Genomic DNA, 18,312 nt, shown 5'->3' on the forward strand with positions numbered 1-18,312 from the left:
AGCCAGACCGAATCAGTTCAATATGCGAGTTCTGCTCAGCCTTCGGGATCGAGGACGAAGTTGTAGATCGTCATCTCACCTTCGGCATCCGGGTTGTCCTTGGGCTCGAGCAGCAGCTCGGGCTTGACCGCCGAGGCGATGTCGTCATCGTTGTGCGGATCGCCGGGGAAGTAGAGCTGCGAGGTGATGAGCTTGTGCCCGGGAGCGTGCACCTTGAAGTGCAGGTGCGCCGGACGCCAGGCGTGCCACCCGGCAGCGTCGATGAGCTGGCCGCAGGCACCCTCTGTGGGGATCTGGTAGGGCGCAGGGCGGATCGTGTGGATCTCGTACTCTCCGTCTTCGTTGGCGACGAAGGTTCCACGCAGGTTCCACTCGGGCAGGCCCGGAGCGAACTGCGAGTAGAAGCCCAGGTTGTCGGCGTGCCACAGCTCGAGCTTGGCTCCGGGGATGGGTTCACCGGTGGTCGAGGTGACCTGGCCTTTGAACATGAACGGGGTGCCCGGTTCGTCGGGGCGCATGTCGATGGTGCCGTTCCACTCAGCCTCAGGCGATCCGTCGAGGTAGTAGGGTCCCTCGATGGTGCCCTTCGTGCCCTCACGGTCCTGGTTGGCGACCTCCTCAACCGCGTGCTCGATCCACACGTCGAGGAAGAGCGGCCACTCGCCGTCTTCGCCGACCTTGATCAGCCAAGCCTTGAGGGCGTTGTACTCCTCGTAGCTGACCTGCTCCTCTTCGACGATGTCGGTCAGCGCCTTGACAGCCTTGCCGGCCAGAAGTGCCACGCGCTCGTGGTCGATGACTCCGCCGCCGGCCTGAGCCTGGCGTTCGCGGAAGCGGGCGGAGGCATTGGCGCCCGAGTCCGCAGCCTTGGCGGTGGTCTCAGTCTGGAAACTGTTCTCTGACATGTCTACTCCTTTGTTGATGTTGTGTACGTCAGGTTTGTGGGGGTGGTCAGCGGTCGATGCGGTAATGGGCCAGCTTGTCCTCGTCGACGGCATTGCCGACGCCGGGAACGGTCGGGGCCTGAATGTGCCCGTCTTTGATCTCCAGCGGCGAGGCGATGAGATCATCGGCCATGTCGAGGAAGTTCGACATCTCGCCCGGGTACCGCGAGGAGTGCTCGAACGCCGCACCGAAGGTCACAGTGGCGATGCTTCCCAGCTGGGTGTCGATCTGATTGCCCATGAGCACGTCGAGCCCGAGGGCCTCGGCGTAGGACAGGATCTTCTGCGACTCCGTGAAGCCGGTTCGCGCGGTCTTGATCGACAGGGCGTTGGCTCCGCCGGTCTGGATCTCGCGAGCGGCATCGCCGAGGTTGGGCGCCGATTCGTCGGCGACGATCGGAATCGGTGATTTCGTCACAAGCTGACGGCGGGTGAGCACCTCGGCGGCATCATTGGGTTCTTCGAAGAACCGGAGGTCGAGCTCGGCTGTGGCCGCTAGCACCTGGGCAGCTTCGGTGGCGTTCCAGCCACGGTTCGCATCGAGGTAGAGCAGGGCGTCAGGCCCCAGCGTTTCACGCAGGGCGGCGACGAGTTCGACGTCGAGAGAGACAGGCCGGCGTCCGACCTTGATCTTGAATGAGCGGACTCCGTAGGTCTCCGTGAATGACAGTGCCTCGTCGACGACCGCCTGGGTGGGTGAGAAGCCGAGCATATGCGAGACCTCCAAGGAGGAGGCGAACCCGCCGAGAAGGCGGTGGACAGGGGTCGAATACGCCTGGCCGATGAGGTCCCAGAGGGCGATGTCGACGCCGCCCTTGGCCGTCTGGTTTCCGATCGTGCGATGCAGTTTGGAATGGATCGCCGCGCGATCGAGGGGATCAGCGCCGATGAGTGCATCGGAGAAGATCGTGTTGATGACGGCGATGACAGACTCAACGGTCTCCCCGTAGGTGTAGGGGCGGGGCGGAATGTCCGCGGTGCCGACGAGGCCGTCGTCGGTGTGGAGGCGAAGCAGCACGTGTTCGATGTGGTGGACGGCGCCGCTGGCGAATTTCAGCGGCTTCTTCATCGGGATCCGGTAGGGCACCGTCTCCAGGTGGGTGATCTTCACGATGCGTGCTCCTTCGGTTCGGCGGGTGATGCGGCCGGATCGCTTGCTGTTTCGTCGATGACGTCGGAGACCACCTCGGTGATGATCCTGGCCATGCGAGTGACGGTCTGGGTTTCTTCGTTTGTGCGCCACGCCAGCGCGAGTTCTGTCCGGGGCGCTTCGGTGATCTCACGGAAGTGGACGCCGGGGATCTCCAAGGCCGTGGCCGTGCGGGGGACGATGGCCGGTCCCAGCCCGGCGGCGACCAGTGACATCAGAGTCGAAGTCTCCGAGGCGCGGATCGAGTAGTCGGGGGACGCCGATTGCTCGGACAGGAACGCCGTCGTGACCGCCGAGACCACGGAGTTCTCCGGGTAGCCGACCAGGGCTGTCTCGGCCAGTTCGGCGGCTGTGATCGATTCGAGGTCGTCCAGCGGGGAACCGGTCGGTACCGCCAGGATGCAGGTCTCATGTCCGAGCACCTGGTAGCTCAGTCCCTTCATCGGGGAACCGTAGCGCAGGAGCGCGATGTCGATGCTGCGCTCGAGCAGCTGGGAGACGAGCCGGGGAGTGGTCATCTCGCCGCTGACACCCAGCTGCAGGTTGGGTGCGGCCATGGCTGTGCGGCGCACGACCTGCGGCATCACCCCATAGGTTGTCGAACCCGTGAAGCCCAGACGCAGCGGACCCTTGAGCCCCGCGCCGATGAGTTGGACCTCGGAGCCGAGAGTGTCGAGTTCGGACAGGACCCGGCGTGCCTGTTCGAGGAGGTGGCTTCCCGCCGGGGTCAGGGCGACGGTGCGGGTGGTCCGGTTGAGCAGGGTGGTGCCCAGCTGTCGCTCGAGCTTGCGGATCTGCTGGGAGAGGTAGGGCTGTGCCAGCTTGAGGCGTTCCGCGGCCTTGCCGAAGTGGCGTTCCTCGGCCACGGTGGCGAAGTACTGCAGCTGGCGGGTCTCGAGCATCATTGCGAGGCACCCGTCAGGTGTGCCGACTCTTCGTCCACCGTGTGGATTCCGCGGAAGTGCGCGGCGTGGACGAAGTCATCGAAGCTCAGAGCGGCACCGCGGTGGGCGGCGATGCGCAGTGCCAGACGCAGCACCATCTTGATGTCACGGGCGGTGATGTCGACGAAGTCTTTGACCAGGCGGTTGAGGAGGTCCGCGTCGAGCTCGATGTCGTTCCCGCGGGCCATGATCTGCCAGATCTGGCGGGCATCCTCGGGGCTCGGGGCGTGGTATTCGATGACGGCGGCACAGCGGGCGAGGATCGCCTCGTCGACGCCGTTCGTCCGGTTCGTCGTGAGGAAGAGCAGTCCGTCGAAGTATTCGAGGGTGCGCAGGAACTCTGCGACGATCGCGTTCTGGACGAGGTCGAGGCCGCGTTCGAGGACGAAGACATCAGCTTCGTCGAGGAGGAGTACGGCGTCCCAGCGCTTGGCCCGGTCGAAGATGACCTCGAGGTTCTTGCGTACGGCCTCGGGTGTGATGCCCAGCGATCCGGAGTGGATCGAGTACAGCGGTTTGCCGATGACCTCGGCATACACCTCGGCGGTCAGGGTCTTACCGACTCCGGGGCGACCCTTGGCGAGGATGACGTTGCCGGCGGACTTGCCGTTGATGATGTCGCCGGTGAAGACGCCGATGTCTGAGGTGAGGATGGTGAGCAGTTCGCGCTGTTCGTCGGGGAGGACAAGCTTGTCCTGCAGGCTCGGGTCGTAGGCGTACTCATCGAGATCGCCGGTGTTGACGTCGAGGTAGTCCTGGGCGCCGAGGTCGAAGACGCGCACGGCCGTGAGCAGCGGAATCGTTCCCAGTTCGTCTTCGTCGAAGAGGACGGCAGGGGTGGATCCGCGCAGGCCGGCGATCTCATCGGGGGCGACGTCGTTGACGACCTTGCGTCCGGCACGACGATTGGCCGCGCGATGGTCGTCGGTGCGGATCGCGCGCCCGGTGAAGATGTACTGAGAGCCGAAGCCGTGGTCGATGATCTCCTTGAACTCGGCCAGACGGGTCGAGTATTCGTCCTTGAGTGACTGATTCTCACGGAAGGCTCCGGCCGCAGTCAGTGCCTCCTCGGGGGTCTTGCCGACGATCTCGGTATCTTCGAAATAGAGGACGCGGGGAACTCGGGAAGGGCGCTTGACCGTCGGATTGTCGGCCTCGAGAGTCAGCTTCAGGCGCGGACCACGTGTCTTGTCCCCGTGTTCGACCGCGATGGCCATCACAAGGTAAGGGTGGACGTAGCCGTCGGATTCGCGGATGTAGAGCCAGCCGTCGATGCGGCCCGCGCGGAGGAATTCGCGCAGGACCTCGGCGGCCGAGGTGATGTCGGGGATGACCGGGTAGTCCCCGCTGCGGCTGGCCTGGATCGCCGCGACAGTGCGTTCGAAGGGACGTTCGCCGAGGTTGGCCGCCGTTGTCGCGAGATCGGCCAGTGCCTGGTCGGTGAGGTCGCGGTCGGGGATTCCGATCTCCTTCGAGCGCCAGCTCTGAGCCCGGGTGCGGGTGGTCAGAAGATCCTGGGACTCGGTGGCCGCGACGACCGCGGTGAGGGCAGTGAACATCGTCGTTCCTCTTCTCTGATGCTCGGAGATTCGGTGTTTCACTCGTCACACTATTCCCTTTTCATCTTTACTTACAGAATCGATATCGTCTCGATTGAGAAGTAGGTGGCATAAATGGATGGGGAAGTGACATCGACGTCTGCGAGGTGGCGCGGATGCCCAGGCCCCACCTCGGCGAGGGTGTCCGATATTTCGGACGGAACTTGATCCAGACCACTTTCGCAAATCTCGCCAGCCGTCAGAATGGATTGTGTAGTCAGGGACGACAACGGCTCTGGGGAATCAATCTCCGCACAGCCGAACCCCCGGAACCATTCCGCTCTGCCGGACACGATGACAAGGAGAGTCACATGACCACGAAGCCCGGCTTCACCCAGCACGATCCCTCACGCGTGATCCGCGCCGACCGCGGCACCGAGATCACCGCCAAGAGCTGGCAGACCGAAGCACCCAAGCGCATGCTCATGAACAACCTCGACCCCGAGGTTGCCGAGCGTCCCGAGGACCTCGTCGTCTACGGCGGCACCGGTCGTGCGGCTCGCTCCTGGGAGGCCTACGACGCGATCGTGCGCACCCTCGATGATCTCGAGGATGATGAGACTCTCCTCGTTCAGTCGGGCAAGCCGGTCGGTGTCATGCGCACCCACGAATGGGCGCCTCGTGTGCTTATCGCCAACTCCAACCTCGTCGGCGACTGGGCCAACTGGGAGCACTTCCGCGAGCTCGAGGCCGAGGGGCTGATGATGTACGGCCAGATGACCGCCGGCTCCTGGATCTACATCGCCACCCAGGGCATCCTCCAGGGCACGTACGAGACCTTCGGCGCCATCGCCGACAAGCGCTACAACGGCACCTTGGCCGGCACCCTGACGATCACCGGCGGCTGCGGCGGCATGGGCGGGGCCCAGCCACTGTCCGTGACTCTCAACGGAGGCGCCTGCCTCATCATCGACGTCGACAAGACCCGCCTGGATCGTCGCAAGTCCAAGCGCTACCTCGACGAGGTCGAGACCGATCTCGACACCGCACTGGCCAAGGTCATCGAGGCCAAGAAGAACAAGCAGGCACTGTCCGTGGGACTCGTCGGCAACGCCGCTGAGATCCTGCCGATGATCCTCGACCGTCCCGAGGCCGCAGAGGTCGACATCGTCACCGACCAGACCTCGGCACATGACCCGCTGTCCTACCTGCCCATCGGCGTCAGCGTCGATGACTGGCACGACGAGGCCGAACAGGACGCGGAGAAGTTCACCATCCGCGCCGAAGAATCCATGGCCAAACATGTCAAGGCCATGGTCGAGTTCCAGGACCGCGGTGCCGAGGTCTTCGACTACGGCAACTCGATCCGCGACGAAGCCCGCAAAGCCGGCTACGAGCGCGCCTTCGAATTCCCCGGCTTCGTCCCGGCCTACATCCGCCCGCTCTTCTGCGAAGGACTCGGACCCTTCCGCTGGGTTGCCCTCTCCGGTGATCCCAAGGACATCGAGGTCACCGACAAGGCGCTGAAGGAACTCTTCCCCGAAAACGAGCACCTCCACACCTGGCTCGATGCCGCCAACGAGTACGTCGAGTTCGAAGGCCTTCCGGCACGCATCTGCTGGCTCGGCTACAAGGAACGTCAGCAGGCAGGTCTGCTGTTCAACCAGCTCGTCGCCGAAGGCACAATCTCGGCCCCGATCGTCATCGGCCGCGACCATCTCGACTCCGGCTCGGTCGCCAGCCCCTACCGTGAGACCGAATCCATGCTCGACGGCACCGACGCCGTGGCCGACTGGCCGCTGCTCAACGCCATGGTCAACACCTCATCGGGTGCCACCTGGGTGTCCATCCACCACGGCGGCGGCGTCGGCATCGGCCGCTCCATCCACGCCGGTCAGGTCTCCGTCGCCGACGGCACCGAGCTCGCTGCCAAGAAGCTCGCCCGTCTGCTCACCAACGACCCGGGCATGGGCGTCATCCGCCACGTCGACGCCGGCTACGACCGCGCCGCCGAGGTTGCCGAAGAACGCGGCATGCGCGTTCCTATGATCTCGGAGCTCGACAAGCGCGACGAGGAGTCCGCCGCGCAGTAACGGCCGCGGGGTAGGTGCGCCGAGACGCGTTGGGCCTGACTCGCCTGCACGCCTGGCTCGCCTGCACGCCTGGCTCGCCTGCACGCCTGGCTCGCCTGCACGCCTGCACGCCAGCACGTCTGCGCGCCTGACTCGCCAGCGCGCCTGCACGCCTGGCTCGCCTGCACGCCAGCGCGTCTTCGAAAGGGATCGATCGAAGTTGAATAGCCCAGCTTCAAAGAGGGGCTCTGAAACTTCGATCGGTCCCTTTCTCGTGATGCGTCCAAACCGTTGGGCGTACCACGCTCGAGCCGCGACGCTTCACTCTGCGGAACAGTACATAGGTTGCAACCTGTGTACTGTTCCGCAGAGTGATACAGGTATCTGGTCCTGTCGGTGAGCAGGGCACGCGGTTGCCTGAGTTTGCGAGGTCACAGTCGCAGCTACTTTTGAGTCATGACGACATCGGACACAACTTCCGCACCGGTTCACAGCAATGGAGGAGGCGCCGAGGCCGCTGACGACGTCCTCTTCCCCGTTGCCGAGCTGGTCGGATTGCCCTTCACCCGCGCCCAGAGGAATCCGGGTGGTGTCTGCCTGAGCTGGCCCTGTGCGTCGGAGCCGCCTGAGCTGGCCCTGTGCGTCGGAGCCGCCTGAGCTCAGTCCGGACCTCAGTTCAGTCCGGGGCAGGTCTCAGTCCGGAACGGATTCTTGTGACTCGAATATGTAGCTGTGGGCGTAGAGGGCTGCCTCGATGTTGAGGCGATTCGATCCCAGATCCGTGCCGAGGATCGACTCGGCCATCTCCACGCGGTAGCGGATCGAGTTCTTGTGCATCGACATCGCGGTCGCTGTGGCCGTGTAGCTGAGATCGTGAAGCATATAGGCCAGCAGCGTCGAGCGGTGCCGGGTATTGGCCTCGGAGTCCTCTGCCAGCGGACCGAGGACGGAGCGCACCCAGTTCCGGCCCGCCTCGACATCGGTGGACAGCAACGAGACGAGAGCCATTCCGGGGTCGTCGTGGGAGCGCAGCGGCACCGGCGTCCGTCCGGCAAGGCACACTTTCTGGACTCGCAGGGCTTCCTGGTGAGAGAGCCGGAATCCTTGTGCCGCGGTGTGGGCGGAGCCGAGCGCCAAGTGCGCGGCTTCGGTGGAGCTGAGCCGAACTCGATCGCGGAGGGACTCCTCGTACTCCCAGTCCTCTGGCACCGTGATCCATCCCCAGGCGGTGTCCTGGTCGCGGCTGATGATCAGGGCCGAGCGTGGGGAGCCCATTGCGGCGGCCGTGGCGTTGATGGCGGAGGTGAATCTGCCCAGACCATCGTTGGTGTCGGGTGCCGAATGGTGGGTCCAGGCGATGACGGCCACGTGTCGGGCGGTGAGACTGTAACCCAGGGTTGCCGCGGCCGCAGCGGCGTCGACATCCCCGCCTTCGATGAGGCCTCTGACCTGAGATTGGCGTGCAGTTGTGCGATTGGCCAGCCAGGCTTCGCGTTCCTGTTCGTAGAGGACGGCGACCTTCTGCGACATCCAGTCGATGTATTCCGAGACCTCATCGACCAGCCGCTGGAACACTGCCGGAGCCAGGTCGATCGGAAGCTCGGCCTCGGTGCTGATGAAGTCGTAGGCGGCCTGCAGCAGCCGTTGCTGACCGAGGCGATAGGCCCTGACCAGGGCGTTGACTGAGATCCCGCGTTGGGCCAGTCGTCTCGCGTATTCGTAGGCGGCGACCGGCGGTTCGAGGTTGTCCGGAGCGATCCCGTGCCGGAGCGCATGGAAGATGGTCTCGATATTGCCCTCGATGCTCGCGCGGAGCAGATCGAGGAGCGTGCGCTCCTCACCGAGTTCGGCGATCCGCGTGGCCAGATAGTCGTAGACGGTCGCGGTCAGCTCCGGCAAGCGCGGACTCAGCTTCCCGGCGATCCGGGAGAGCTGTGCCACCACCTCGGCGGTGGCAGGCGTGGGACCGGGCCCGTCGCCGGGCGTCCACGAAGGAGAGGCGACCATATGAGAAGACTAGCGCGAACTGTCGGCTGTGGTGAGGCGTTCGTCGAAAGCTCTGACAATCTGTTTGTAGCTTTGACCCAAGGATGGGGAATGCTTTGACATCGCGACCAGTGTGCTGACCATCATGCCTGGATACGCTTGATCTATGCAGACTTCGAATACCGCAGCAGTGCCCACCAGGAGCAAGGCGACGACGCACGCCGATGCGTCGACATGCGAAGGTTGGGAGGCTCACGCAGGGCGGAAGGTCGCCGAGGCGGCCCTGACCTCGGCCTTCCCCGTGGCCGATCTCGTCGGGCTCCCCGCCGACCGTGCCCGCTCCAACCCGGACGGGCCGTGCCTGAGCTGGCCCGGCGGGAGCTGCGACAACGCCGAATTCGCCTCTGCCGTGGCCACGACCGCGCACGCCATGAGTGCCCGCTTCCGCGTGGGCTTCGGTTCCGTGGTCGGTGTGCTGCTGTGCAATGCCCGCGGAGTCATCACCACGATGTTCGCAGCTTGGTCCCTGGGCGCGGTGCTCAACCCGATCGACCCTGCCCTGGACGATGACGCGGTGGGCTTCCAACTCGATGACTCGGGCGCCGTTCTGCTCGTCGGCGACACCCGCGCCGAGGTGGTGGCCGACGTCAATAGCCTCAGCTTTCTCTCCGTCGACGACGACTGCTACCGCGGCGGTGCCGAACCGCTCAGTGCCGTCAACGTCCGTGACAGCGACGGATCGCTCATCGTCTACACCTCAGCTGCGACGGGCCCGCCGAAGGGCTGCCTGCTCAGTCACTCCAACGTCTCGGCCATGGTGTGGTCGATCCTCAGCGGAATCGATTTCGACGAGGACACGCGCAGTCTCCTCGTGCTGCCCCTCTTCGACGGCCACAGCCTCCTTGCCGGGGCCGTCTCGCCCCTCATGTTCGGCGGCAGCGTTCATCTGCTGCCGGAGTTCGATCCGACAACCTTCTGGGACATCGTCGAAGAGGAACGACCGAGCTACTTCTCGGCAGGACCGGCGATCTGCTCGGCCCTGGAATCCAGCAACGAACCCACAGTCGATGCCACATCCTTGCGGTTCGTCTTCAGTGGGGATGCCCCGATGTCGATTGACGCGATCACCCGCTTCGAAGCGAAGTTCGACGTGCCCATCCTTGTAGGCTACGGTCGCTCGGAATGCTCGGCAGCGGCAACGATCAACCGCAACGACGGCACCCGCCGGCTGGGAACCGTCGGAACAGCACTGCCGGGAATCACCGTGGCCATCCGGAACCCGCACGGCCAGCACCTGCCTGCAGGAGAAACCGGTGAGGTGATCATCTCCGGACAGACTGTGATGCGCGGCTTCCTCGGCCGCCCCGAGGCGACGGCCGAGGCGATCAAAGACGGCTGGCTGCACACCGGAGACCTCGGATTCCTCGACGAGGACGGATACCTGACGCTTGTCGAATGCAGCAACAGCGCGAATGAACGCAGGTGACCGAGGCTCGAAGAGTCGGCAGACAGTGGTGTGAGTCGCCGATCACGAACTGTCCGAAATATCGGACAAATTCCTTCGCTGACGCTTCAGTGGTGAGCCTGTGCGGTCCATACTGAGAGTGAACTACTCTCGACCGCGAAGGACACCCCCTTGCAGCTCATCACCGGGATCAGCGAACTCGTCGTCAATGACCTCGACACAATCGGCGCTCTGAACGTCATTGAGGACGCCGCAGTGCTCATCGACAACGGTCGGATTCTGTGGTCGGGGCCGTCCGCCCAGGCGGACACCGCTCTTCAGGACCACCTCGGCGAGGCCGATTCCACCACCGCCGAGGTGGTCAACGACGATGACATCGAAAACGGCACCCTCACCTCGGCGAGCGGGGGAGTGGAACTGGAGACGATCGACGTGGGAGGCAAAGCCGTCCTGCCCGGCTTCGTCGACAGCCACAATCACCTCATCTTCGCCGGTGATCGGTCCGAGGAATTCGCCGCGCGCATGGCCGGGCAGAAGTACTCCGCCGGTGGCATCGCCACGACAGTGGCGGCCACTCGGGCTGCCAGCGATGAGGAGCTCGAGGCCAACCTCGTCCACCTCATGGGCCAAGCCACCCGGCAGGGCACGACGACCTTCGAGATCAAGTCCGGCTACGGACTCACGCTGGAGGATGAGCTGCGCGCACTGCAGATCATCAACCGGCACACCGAGGAGTCCACACTCATCGCCGCCCATGTGGTGCCGCCGGAGTTCAAGGAGAACCCTCAAGGCTACGTCGACCTCGTCATCGACGAGATCATCCCGGCCGCGACCGGCCACGCCAAATGGATCGACGTGTTCTGCGAAAAGGGCGCCTTCACCGAAGAGCAGACGAGTCGCATCATCGAAGCCGGCAAGGCTGCGGGCATGAAACCACGACTGCACGCCAACCAGCTCACCGAGGGGGGAGCGCTCAAACTCGGAGCCGAACTCGGCTGCGTGTCCGTCGACCACGCGACATTCGCCTCCGATGAGGACCTCGCAGTCCTCGCCTCAGCCGGCACCGTCGTCACGCTGCTGCCGAGCATCGAATTCTCCACCCGCCAGCCCTACCCCGACGCTCGTCGCTACGTCGAGGCCGGCGTGAGCCTGGCGATCGCCACGGACTGCAACCCGGGCTCGGGCTTCTCCAACAGCATCCCCTTCACGGTCGCCATCGGCGTGCGCGATATGCACTTCACCGTCGAACAGGCCGTCTGGGCCGTCACCGCCGGTGGAGCCAACGCCCTGCAACGAACCGACGTGGGCCACCTCGGCGCCGGAGCTCGGGCTGACCTCATCATCCTCGATGCCCCCAGCTATCGGCACCTGGCCTACCGGCCCGGGGTCCAGCTCGTCGAACGCGTCTACTCCGGCGGCGAGCTCGTCGCCGACAACCGACCACAGGTCTGAACCACCTGTCTCAACCGCAGGTCTGTGAACCGCCGGTCTGAACCACCTGTCTCAACCGCAAGTCTGAACCGCCGGTCTGAACAACCCAGGGCCGGGCTCGACCCTCCCACGTCGTCACCATCTGATGACACCACACGAACGTATAACTCACTCAACCGAAAGGTCCCAGATGTCAGTCTTCATCGATCTCGATCCCGATACCCTCACATTCGCCCAGGTGGTCGACGTCGCCCGCCACGATGCGAAGGTGGCCCTGAGCGAGACCACTCTGGCGCGAGTGAACAAATACCGCGAAGCCATCGACGCCCTCGCCCAGGCCGAGAAGCCCGTCTACGGAGTCTCCACCGGCTTCGGGGCACTGGCCCAGCGCCACATCCCCGCCGAACTGCGCACCCAGCTGCAGAAATCACTCATCCGCTCCCACGCCGCCGGCGTCGGCGAACCCGTCGAACGCGAGGTCGTGCGCGCCCTCATGCTCCTGCGCGCCCGCACCCTGGCCACCGGCCGGGCAGGGGTGCGCGCCGAGGTGCTCCAGACCTACGTCGACCTCCTCAACGCCGGCATCACCCCGGTCGTCCACGAGTACGGATCACTGGGCTGCTCGGGTGACCTCGCCCCACTGTCTGCCTGCGCCCTCGTCGTCATGGGCGAAGGCGTGGCCGCCGGACCCGACGGTGTCGCCGGACCCGCCGACGAAGTGCTGGCCGCGGCCGGAATCGCTCCAGTGACCCTGGCCGAAAAGGAAGGCCTGGCGCTGGTCAACGGCACCGACGGCATGCTGGGCATGCTCATCATGGCCCTGACCGACCTGGAGAACCTGCTCACCGCCGTCGACGTCTCCGCTGCCATGAGCATCGAAGGCCTCTTCGGCACCGACGCCGTCTTCGCCCCCGAACTCCACTACGCCCTGCGCCCCCACGACGGGCAGTCCGCGGCAGCCGCGAACATGCTGACCTCGCTCAAGGACTCCGGCATCACCGCCAGCCACCGCGACTCGACCCACCTGGTCCAGGACGCCTACTCGATGCGCTGCGCCCCACAGGTCAACGGTGCGGCCCGTGATGCCGTGGCCTTCGCCACGCAGGTCGCCGAGCGCGAACTGCGTGCGGCCATCGACAACCCCGTCGTGCTCACCAACGGCATGGTCTCCTCCAACGGCAACTTCCACGGCGCACCCCTGGCGCATGCCCTGGACTTCCTCGCCATCGTCGCCGCCGATGTGGCCTCAATGTCCGAACGCCGCACCGACCGGATGATGGACGTCACCCGCAACCAGAACCTCACCCCGTTCCTCGCCGACGACGCCGGCGTCGACTCGGGCCTGATGATCGCCCACTACACCCAGGCCGCGATGGTCTCCGAGGCCAAGCGCAACGCCAGCCCCGCCTCGGTGGACTCGATCCCATCCTCGGCAATGCAGGAAGACCACGTGTCCATGGGCTGGTCGGCCGCCCGCAAGCTGCGCAAGGTCGTCGACAACCTCGCCAGCGTCGTCGGCATCGAGTTCTACGCCGCCTCCCGGGCCTGCGATATGCGCGAAGCAGCACCCGCCCCTGTCACCGGCGCCGTGATCTCCGCGATCCGCGAAACCGTTCCCGGCCCAGGCCCCGACCGCTTCCTGTCCCCGGAACTCGCCGAGACGATCGCCAAGGTCAAAGACGGCTCCCTAGTCGCCGCAGCCGAGTCGGTCTCACCGCTGCAGCACACCGTGACCTCCGCTGCCGGAACCTGGCTGCCAGAAGGCGGATCACCAGCGGTCAACGACCCCGAGTTCACCGCCCTGGGCAACCTCGACGCTGCCGCCGCAGCCTCCGGTACCGACGCGGCAACGACTCACCCGGACGAGGCCGGCACCAACGGCGCGGCTTCCAACGTTTCGGGCGAGGCGAACTGAGATGAGCGACGTCGTCTCCCTCCTGGCCCAGATCGAGGACACCGGCCGTGACACCCGCGGCCCCGGCTACCAACGCGCCGGCTTCTCGAACACCGAACGCGAACTCCGCGACTGGTTCCTCGCCGAGGCGGCCCGACGCGGCCTCGACACCGAGATCGATGACAACGGCATCACCTGGGCGTGGGCGACCGCGCCCGGTGACAACGCCGTCGTCACCGGCTCCCACCTGGACTCCGTCCCCGGCGGCGGTGCCTTCGACGGCCCCCTCGGCGTCGCCTCGGCGCTGGCAGCCTTCGACGAACTCAAATCCTCCGGTGCACTCGACCGCGCCCAGCGTCCACTCGCGCTCGCCGTCTTCCCCGAGGAAGAGGGCTCACGCTTCGGAGTCGCCTGCCTGGGATCACGCCTCATCACCGGCGCCATCGACGCCGACCGTGCACTGGGTCTCACCGACGCCAACGGTGACACCTTTGCCGACGTCGCCCGCGGATACGGTCTCGACCCGAACCGCATCGGCACCGACACAGCCCGACTGGAGAAGGTCGGATCCTTCATCGAACTCCACGTCGAGCAGGGCATCGGGCTCATCAACACCGACCAGGCTGTGGCGATCGGTTCGTCGATCATCGGCCACGGCCGCTGGCACTTCGCGTTCTCCGGCCAGGGCAACCACGCCGGAACCACGCCGATGAGCCACCGCGCCGATCCGGTCGTCGCCGGCAGCCGCGTCATCGGTGACATCCCCGTGCTCGCCGCCAGCCACGACCAGGCAGTCGCCACCGTGGGACGCACCCTCATCCACCCGGGCGGGACGAACGTCATCGCCTCGGGCATGAGCTTCTGGCTCGACATCCGGCACGCCGATGACGCTGTCGTCAAGCAGGTCCTCGAGGCGATCTCGAAGCGCGCCCGCGAGCATGCTGAAGGTGCCGGCGTCGAGGTGTCGATCTCTCAGGAGTCCTACTCTCCGACGACGTACTTCACCGCCGAACTCAACTCCCGGCTGACCTCCGTGCTGCCCGACGCACCGCTGCTGCCCTCGGGGGCCGGACACGATGCGGGCATCCTCGCCCCACACGTGCCCTCGGCGATGCTCTACGTACGCAACCCGACCGGCGTCTCCCACGCACCAGAAGAGGCCTGCGAGGTCGATGACCAGCGCGCCGGAGTCTCCGCCCTGGTCAAGGTCCTCGAAGGGGAACTGGGAGTGGCAGATGCACCAGGAGATGAGTCATGAGCACGCGCTTCTGGTGCGAGACCGCCTGGGTCGACGGGAAGGTCGCCGCCGGCGTCCTCCTCACCGCCGATGAGACGGGCACCCTGACCTCGGTCGAGACCGAGATCGACACCCCACCCACCATCGCCGAGGTGGTTCCCGGCTTCACCCTGCCCGGTGGAGTCAACGCCCACTCCCACGCCTTCCACCGCATCCTGCGCGGACGCACCCACGGTGACGGCGGCACCTTCTGGACCTGGCGCGAAGTCATGTACTCCGTGGCTGCGAAGCTGAGCCCGGAGAACTACGAAACGGTGGCTCGCGCGGTCTTCGCGGAGATGCTCGCTGGCGGCTACACCTCGGTGGGCGAATTCCACTACGTCCACCATGCTCCTGACGGAACACCATATGGCTCGGGCACATCTGGCGCCGCCGCCGACGACACCGCCGCTGCAGATTCCACCCGCGCCCACGCGATGGAACGGGCGCTGGCACGTGCGGCCACCTCGGCGGGGATGCGGATCCGACTCCTCGACACCTGCTACCTCACCGGTGGCATCGACTCCGAGCTCTCGGCAGAGCAGGCCCGGTTCGGTGACGGGACCATCGACGGATACATGGACCGCCATGCTGCTCTGTCTGAGTCCTTCGCCACCGAGTTCCCGGTCAATGCCCCTGGTGAGAGCTTCGTCCACGTGGGATCGGCCATCCACTCGATCCGCGCGGTCCCGGCAGCCAACCTGCCCAGATTCGCCGAACTCGACGAACCGGTCCACGTGCACCTATCCGAGCAGCCAGCGGAGAACGAAGCCTGCCAAGCCGCCTACGGCACAACGCCCACGCAGGTCCTCGACCGCTCGGGTGTGGTCGCGTCGAATCTCTCTGCCGTCCACGCCACCCACCTCAGCGATGACGACATCGCGAGCCTGGGTGGGGCCGAAGCCAACATCGTGATGTGCCCATGTACGGAGGCCGACCTGGCCGACGGCATCGGACCTGCCCGCGAACTCGCCGATGCCGGAGCGACGATCTCGATCGGCTCCGATCAGCACGTCGTCCTCGACGCGCTGCGTGAAACCCAGGGTCTGGAAGCCGGGGAGCGACTTCGCTCGGGCCAACGCGGACGATTCTCACCGGCCGAGCTCATCAGCTCCCTGACCACGGGCGGGGCACGCAGCCTCGACCTGCCCGTCGGCGAACTGGCCGTGGGCAAGGCGTGTGACTTCATCGCGGTGAGAACCGACAGCATGCGCACCTTCGGATCGGTGGGGGAGCAGGTCATCCTCTCGGCCACCTCGGCGGACGTGGCAATGACCGTCAGCGGCGCCCATGTGCGAGTCCGCGACGGCGTGCACACCGAACTCGGCGAGATCTCGGAACTCTACCGGGCTGCGTTCGCCGCCCTGGGGATGGAGGACTGAGCCGTGGCTGAGGTTCCGGCACTGCGGCGCTCGATCGCGATCCTTCGGCATCTGGCCTCATCGAATCGTCCGATCACCGCCGGTGCCCTGGTCCGGGCGCTGGAGATCCCGCGCTCGAGTGCCTACGAGCTGCTCACCGTGCTCGAGGAACTCGGGCTCGTCGTGCGCACCGAATCCGGTTATGTGCTGGGTGCCGGCGTGCACGAACTGGGCAGCTCCTACCTGCGCACGAACCCGCTGCAGCGCCTGGCTCAGCCCATCGTGCGTCAGCTGGCGGAGGAGACCTCGGCCACGGCACAGTTGGCCGTCATCCGCGGCTGGGAGACCGTGTACGTGCTCAAAGAGCAGTCCCTGAAGTCCGTCGCGGTCATCACCGCCACCGGTGTGCGCATGCCCAGCTACCTGACGGCGACCGGGCGGGCGATACTCGCGCAGCTGCCCAAGTCTGAGGTGCTGGCGATGTTCCAGTCCGAGTCCGGATTCGTCACCCGCACCGGCCAGGGCCCGACCACGGTCAAGGCGCTCAACGCAATCCTGGCCCAGGACAGACGGGCCGGATGGGCGATCGAACACGGCGAGGTCACCCCCGGGATCTCGACGATCGCCGCCCCCGTCTACGATGTCCTCTCCCGGCCGATCGCCGCGATCGGGCTCTCGCTCGCTGGGGATGCGCTGGGCTCAGGAGCCTCCGGTGAAGCGCTGGACGAGGACGCTGTCACTGAACCGCTCGTGGACAAGGTCCTCGCAGCCGCCGCAGAGGTGACCGCAAAGCTGCGGTGACCTCTCAAGAGTCGGTGACCATCCTCAGCCAGAACAATCGAGCGGACCACTTGTCGTCGAGGGAGCAGGTTATAGTGTCTCCCGTCGAAGCTAAGTGGTCCGCTCGATGAAGCGTGGGGCCAGAGTGAGGCCGATCGGAGACGGACACGAAGTGCGAAAAGTGCATTCGGATGAATCACCGGTTGGCCTCCGGACCGGTCTTCATGAGCGTGCACCGTAAGAGGAACATGATGATGAGTGATACTGCAGTAAGCGCCGAGGCGACATAAACCGGCGCCAGCAGACCCAGGTCGGTAGATAGTCCGAATGCGCCAAGCACCGGCCCAGCGGCAGCTCCCATGTTCAATGCTGCGGTTGCATACGAACCGCCCATGGTCGGTGCACCCGACGCTGCATACATCACACGAGCGATCAATGTGCTGCCCACGCCGAACGACAGGACGCCCTGAACTAAGACGAGAACGATAAGAGCAACGGGGTTCGACGCTGTCGCGGCCAGCATGACCCAGCCTGCCAGCAGCAGAGGTCCACCGACAGCAAGCACTGTGCCGGGTCGTTGATCTGATAGTCGTCCAGCGATCGTGACGCCGAAGAACGAACCGCTGCCGAACATCACCAGGGCGAGCGGCACCCAGAATTCGTCCAGCCTCGCGGTCTCAGTCACGACCGGCGCGAGGAAGGTGAATACCGCAAAGGTCCCTCCGTTGATCAGCGCGGCAAGTGCCATGGTTAAGACGAGCCGCGGCGTCGCCAACTGGCCGAGTTCCGTAAGAAGACTTGGCGAAGATGCGGTGGATGCAGTCTGAGCGGCAGTATTCGCGATGCCTCGTATGATTCCGAAGATCGCGGGAAGACAGAGTAAGGCGATCGCCCAGAACGTGGCTCGCCAGCCCAGTGCTGTGCCGAGTAGCGCCCCACCAGGGACACCTGCGACGGTTGCGATCGTCGTGCCGGCAAGCAGGATCGACAATGCACGCCCCTTCTGGTTCTCCGGCACAAGGATAGCGGACGTGCTCAGAGCTACGGCGAGGAACCCGGCGTTTGCAAGAGCGCTGAGTATCCGGGTGATGAGCAGGAGGGAGAAAGCGGACGTCATCGCTCCGATGATGTGGCTTCCTGCGAACACGATTAGGCAGACGACTAACGTGTGCCGCGGTGGCCAACGGCGACCGAATGCTGCCATCACTGGCGCGCCGATGACCATACCGACCGCGAATGCGGAGGTCAGCAGCCCCGCCGTGCCGACCGATATTTCAAGTTCGGTTGCGATCGCGGGGAGGAGTCCCGCGAGCATGAATTCTGAAGTACCCATGACGAAGACCGCCAGGGCAAGCATGTAGAGAGCAAAAGGCATCGAGTACTCCGAGGTGAGAGATCAAAAAATGGATCTTCTTGCCACCACGGTCAGCGCCCAGATTGCGCCAGACATACACCCACGCAGATTGTGGGC

The 18,312-nt window shown here is 65.3% G+C and carries 14 protein-coding genes; 8 read left to right on the forward strand and 6 right to left on the reverse strand.

All coding sequences use genetic code 11. The features are described 5' to 3' along the window. Positions 1-35: 35 nt before the first annotated feature. The 4 genes from catA to LQ788_RS02225 are packed head-to-tail and all read right to left on the reverse strand — an operon-like array spanning position 36 to position 4,597. Complete coding sequence (catA, locus tag LQ788_RS02210) at positions 36-905, reverse strand: catechol 1,2-dioxygenase (protein ID WP_231444847.1); 870 nt, start codon at positions 903-905, stop codon at positions 36-38. A gap of 46 nt (positions 906-951) precedes the next feature. Next, on the reverse strand, positions 952-2,055 hold the full coding sequence (locus tag LQ788_RS02215) for a mandelate racemase/muconate lactonizing enzyme family protein (protein WP_231444849.1): 1,104 nt from the start codon (positions 2,053-2,055) through the stop codon (positions 952-954). Further along, positions 2,052-2,999 carry a LysR substrate-binding domain-containing protein gene (locus LQ788_RS02220; protein ID WP_231444851.1) on the reverse strand — a complete coding sequence of 316 codons (948 nt, stop codon included), beginning with the start codon at positions 2,997-2,999 and terminating at the stop codon, positions 2,052-2,054. The genes LQ788_RS02215 and LQ788_RS02220 overlap by 4 nt, the downstream gene beginning before the upstream one ends. Further along, positions 2,996-4,597 (reverse strand): ATP-binding protein, encoded by a 1,602-nt coding sequence (locus tag LQ788_RS02225; protein WP_231444853.1) that lies wholly within the window; start codon positions 4,595-4,597, stop codon positions 2,996-2,998. Before LQ788_RS02225 ends, LQ788_RS02220 begins: the two co-directional genes overlap by 4 nt. A 350-nt stretch (positions 4,598-4,947) precedes the next feature. On the opposite strand from LQ788_RS02225, the gene hutU reads away from it, so the two are divergent. Then, positions 4,948-6,669, forward strand: a complete 1,722-nt coding sequence (gene hutU / locus LQ788_RS02230) for a urocanate hydratase (protein WP_231444855.1) — start codon at positions 4,948-4,950, stop codon at positions 6,667-6,669. A 435-nt stretch (positions 6,670-7,104) separates the two neighbouring features. After that, positions 7,105-7,305 (forward strand): hypothetical protein, encoded by a 201-nt coding sequence (locus LQ788_RS02235; RefSeq protein WP_231444857.1) that lies wholly within the window; start codon positions 7,105-7,107, stop codon positions 7,303-7,305. A 36-nt stretch (positions 7,306-7,341) separates the two neighbouring features. On the opposite strand, the gene LQ788_RS02240 is transcribed toward LQ788_RS02235, so the two are convergent. Continuing rightward, the gene (locus tag LQ788_RS02240) at positions 7,342-8,655 is read right to left on the reverse strand and encodes a PucR family transcriptional regulator (protein ID WP_231444859.1); all 1,314 of its coding nucleotides are present in this window, start codon (positions 8,653-8,655) and stop codon (positions 7,342-7,344) included. Positions 8,656-8,800: 145 nt separating this feature from the next. Here LQ788_RS02240 and LQ788_RS02245 point away from each other — a divergent pair, with 145 nt between their 5' ends. The 6 genes from LQ788_RS02245 (at position 8,801) to LQ788_RS02270 (ending at position 16,862) form a co-directional block, all read left to right on the forward strand. Beyond that, on the forward strand, positions 8,801-10,120 hold the full coding sequence (locus LQ788_RS02245) for a class I adenylate-forming enzyme family protein (protein WP_231444861.1): 1,320 nt from the start codon (positions 8,801-8,803) through the stop codon (positions 10,118-10,120). Positions 10,121-10,270: 150 nt separating this feature from the next. Further along, positions 10,271-11,551, forward strand: a complete 1,281-nt coding sequence (hutI, locus tag LQ788_RS02250; RefSeq protein WP_231444864.1) for an imidazolonepropionase — start codon at positions 10,271-10,273, stop codon at positions 11,549-11,551. Positions 11,552-11,720: 169 nt separating this feature from the next. Further along, the gene (hutH, locus tag LQ788_RS02255; RefSeq protein WP_231444866.1) at positions 11,721-13,445 is read left to right on the forward strand and encodes a histidine ammonia-lyase; all 1,725 of its coding nucleotides are present in this window, start codon (positions 11,721-11,723) and stop codon (positions 13,443-13,445) included. 1 nt (position 13,446) lies between these two features. Next, a complete protein-coding gene (locus LQ788_RS02260; RefSeq protein ID WP_231444868.1) occupies positions 13,447-14,682 on the forward strand; it encodes an allantoate amidohydrolase in 1,236 nt (411 codons plus the stop codon). Then, positions 14,679-16,082 (forward strand): formimidoylglutamate deiminase, encoded by a 1,404-nt coding sequence (locus LQ788_RS02265; protein WP_231444870.1) that lies wholly within the window; start codon positions 14,679-14,681, stop codon positions 16,080-16,082. Before LQ788_RS02260 ends, LQ788_RS02265 begins: the two co-directional genes overlap by 4 nt. Before the next feature lie 3 nt (positions 16,083-16,085). Further along, a complete protein-coding gene (locus LQ788_RS02270) occupies positions 16,086-16,862 on the forward strand; it encodes an IclR family transcriptional regulator (protein ID WP_231444871.1) in 777 nt (258 codons plus the stop codon). Between the two features lie 175 nt (positions 16,863-17,037). On the opposite strand, the gene LQ788_RS02275 is transcribed toward LQ788_RS02270, so the two are convergent. Beyond that, entirely contained in the window at positions 17,038-18,216 is a 1,179-nt protein-coding gene (locus LQ788_RS02275; protein WP_231444873.1) for a Cmx/CmrA family chloramphenicol efflux MFS transporter, read from the reverse strand. Between the last annotated feature and the right edge of the window lie 96 nt (positions 18,217-18,312).

Source organism: Brevibacterium zhoupengii (assembly GCF_021117425.1).
In the GTDB taxonomy this organism is placed as follows: Bacteria; Actinomycetota; Actinomycetes; order Actinomycetales; family Brevibacteriaceae; genus Brevibacterium; species Brevibacterium zhoupengii.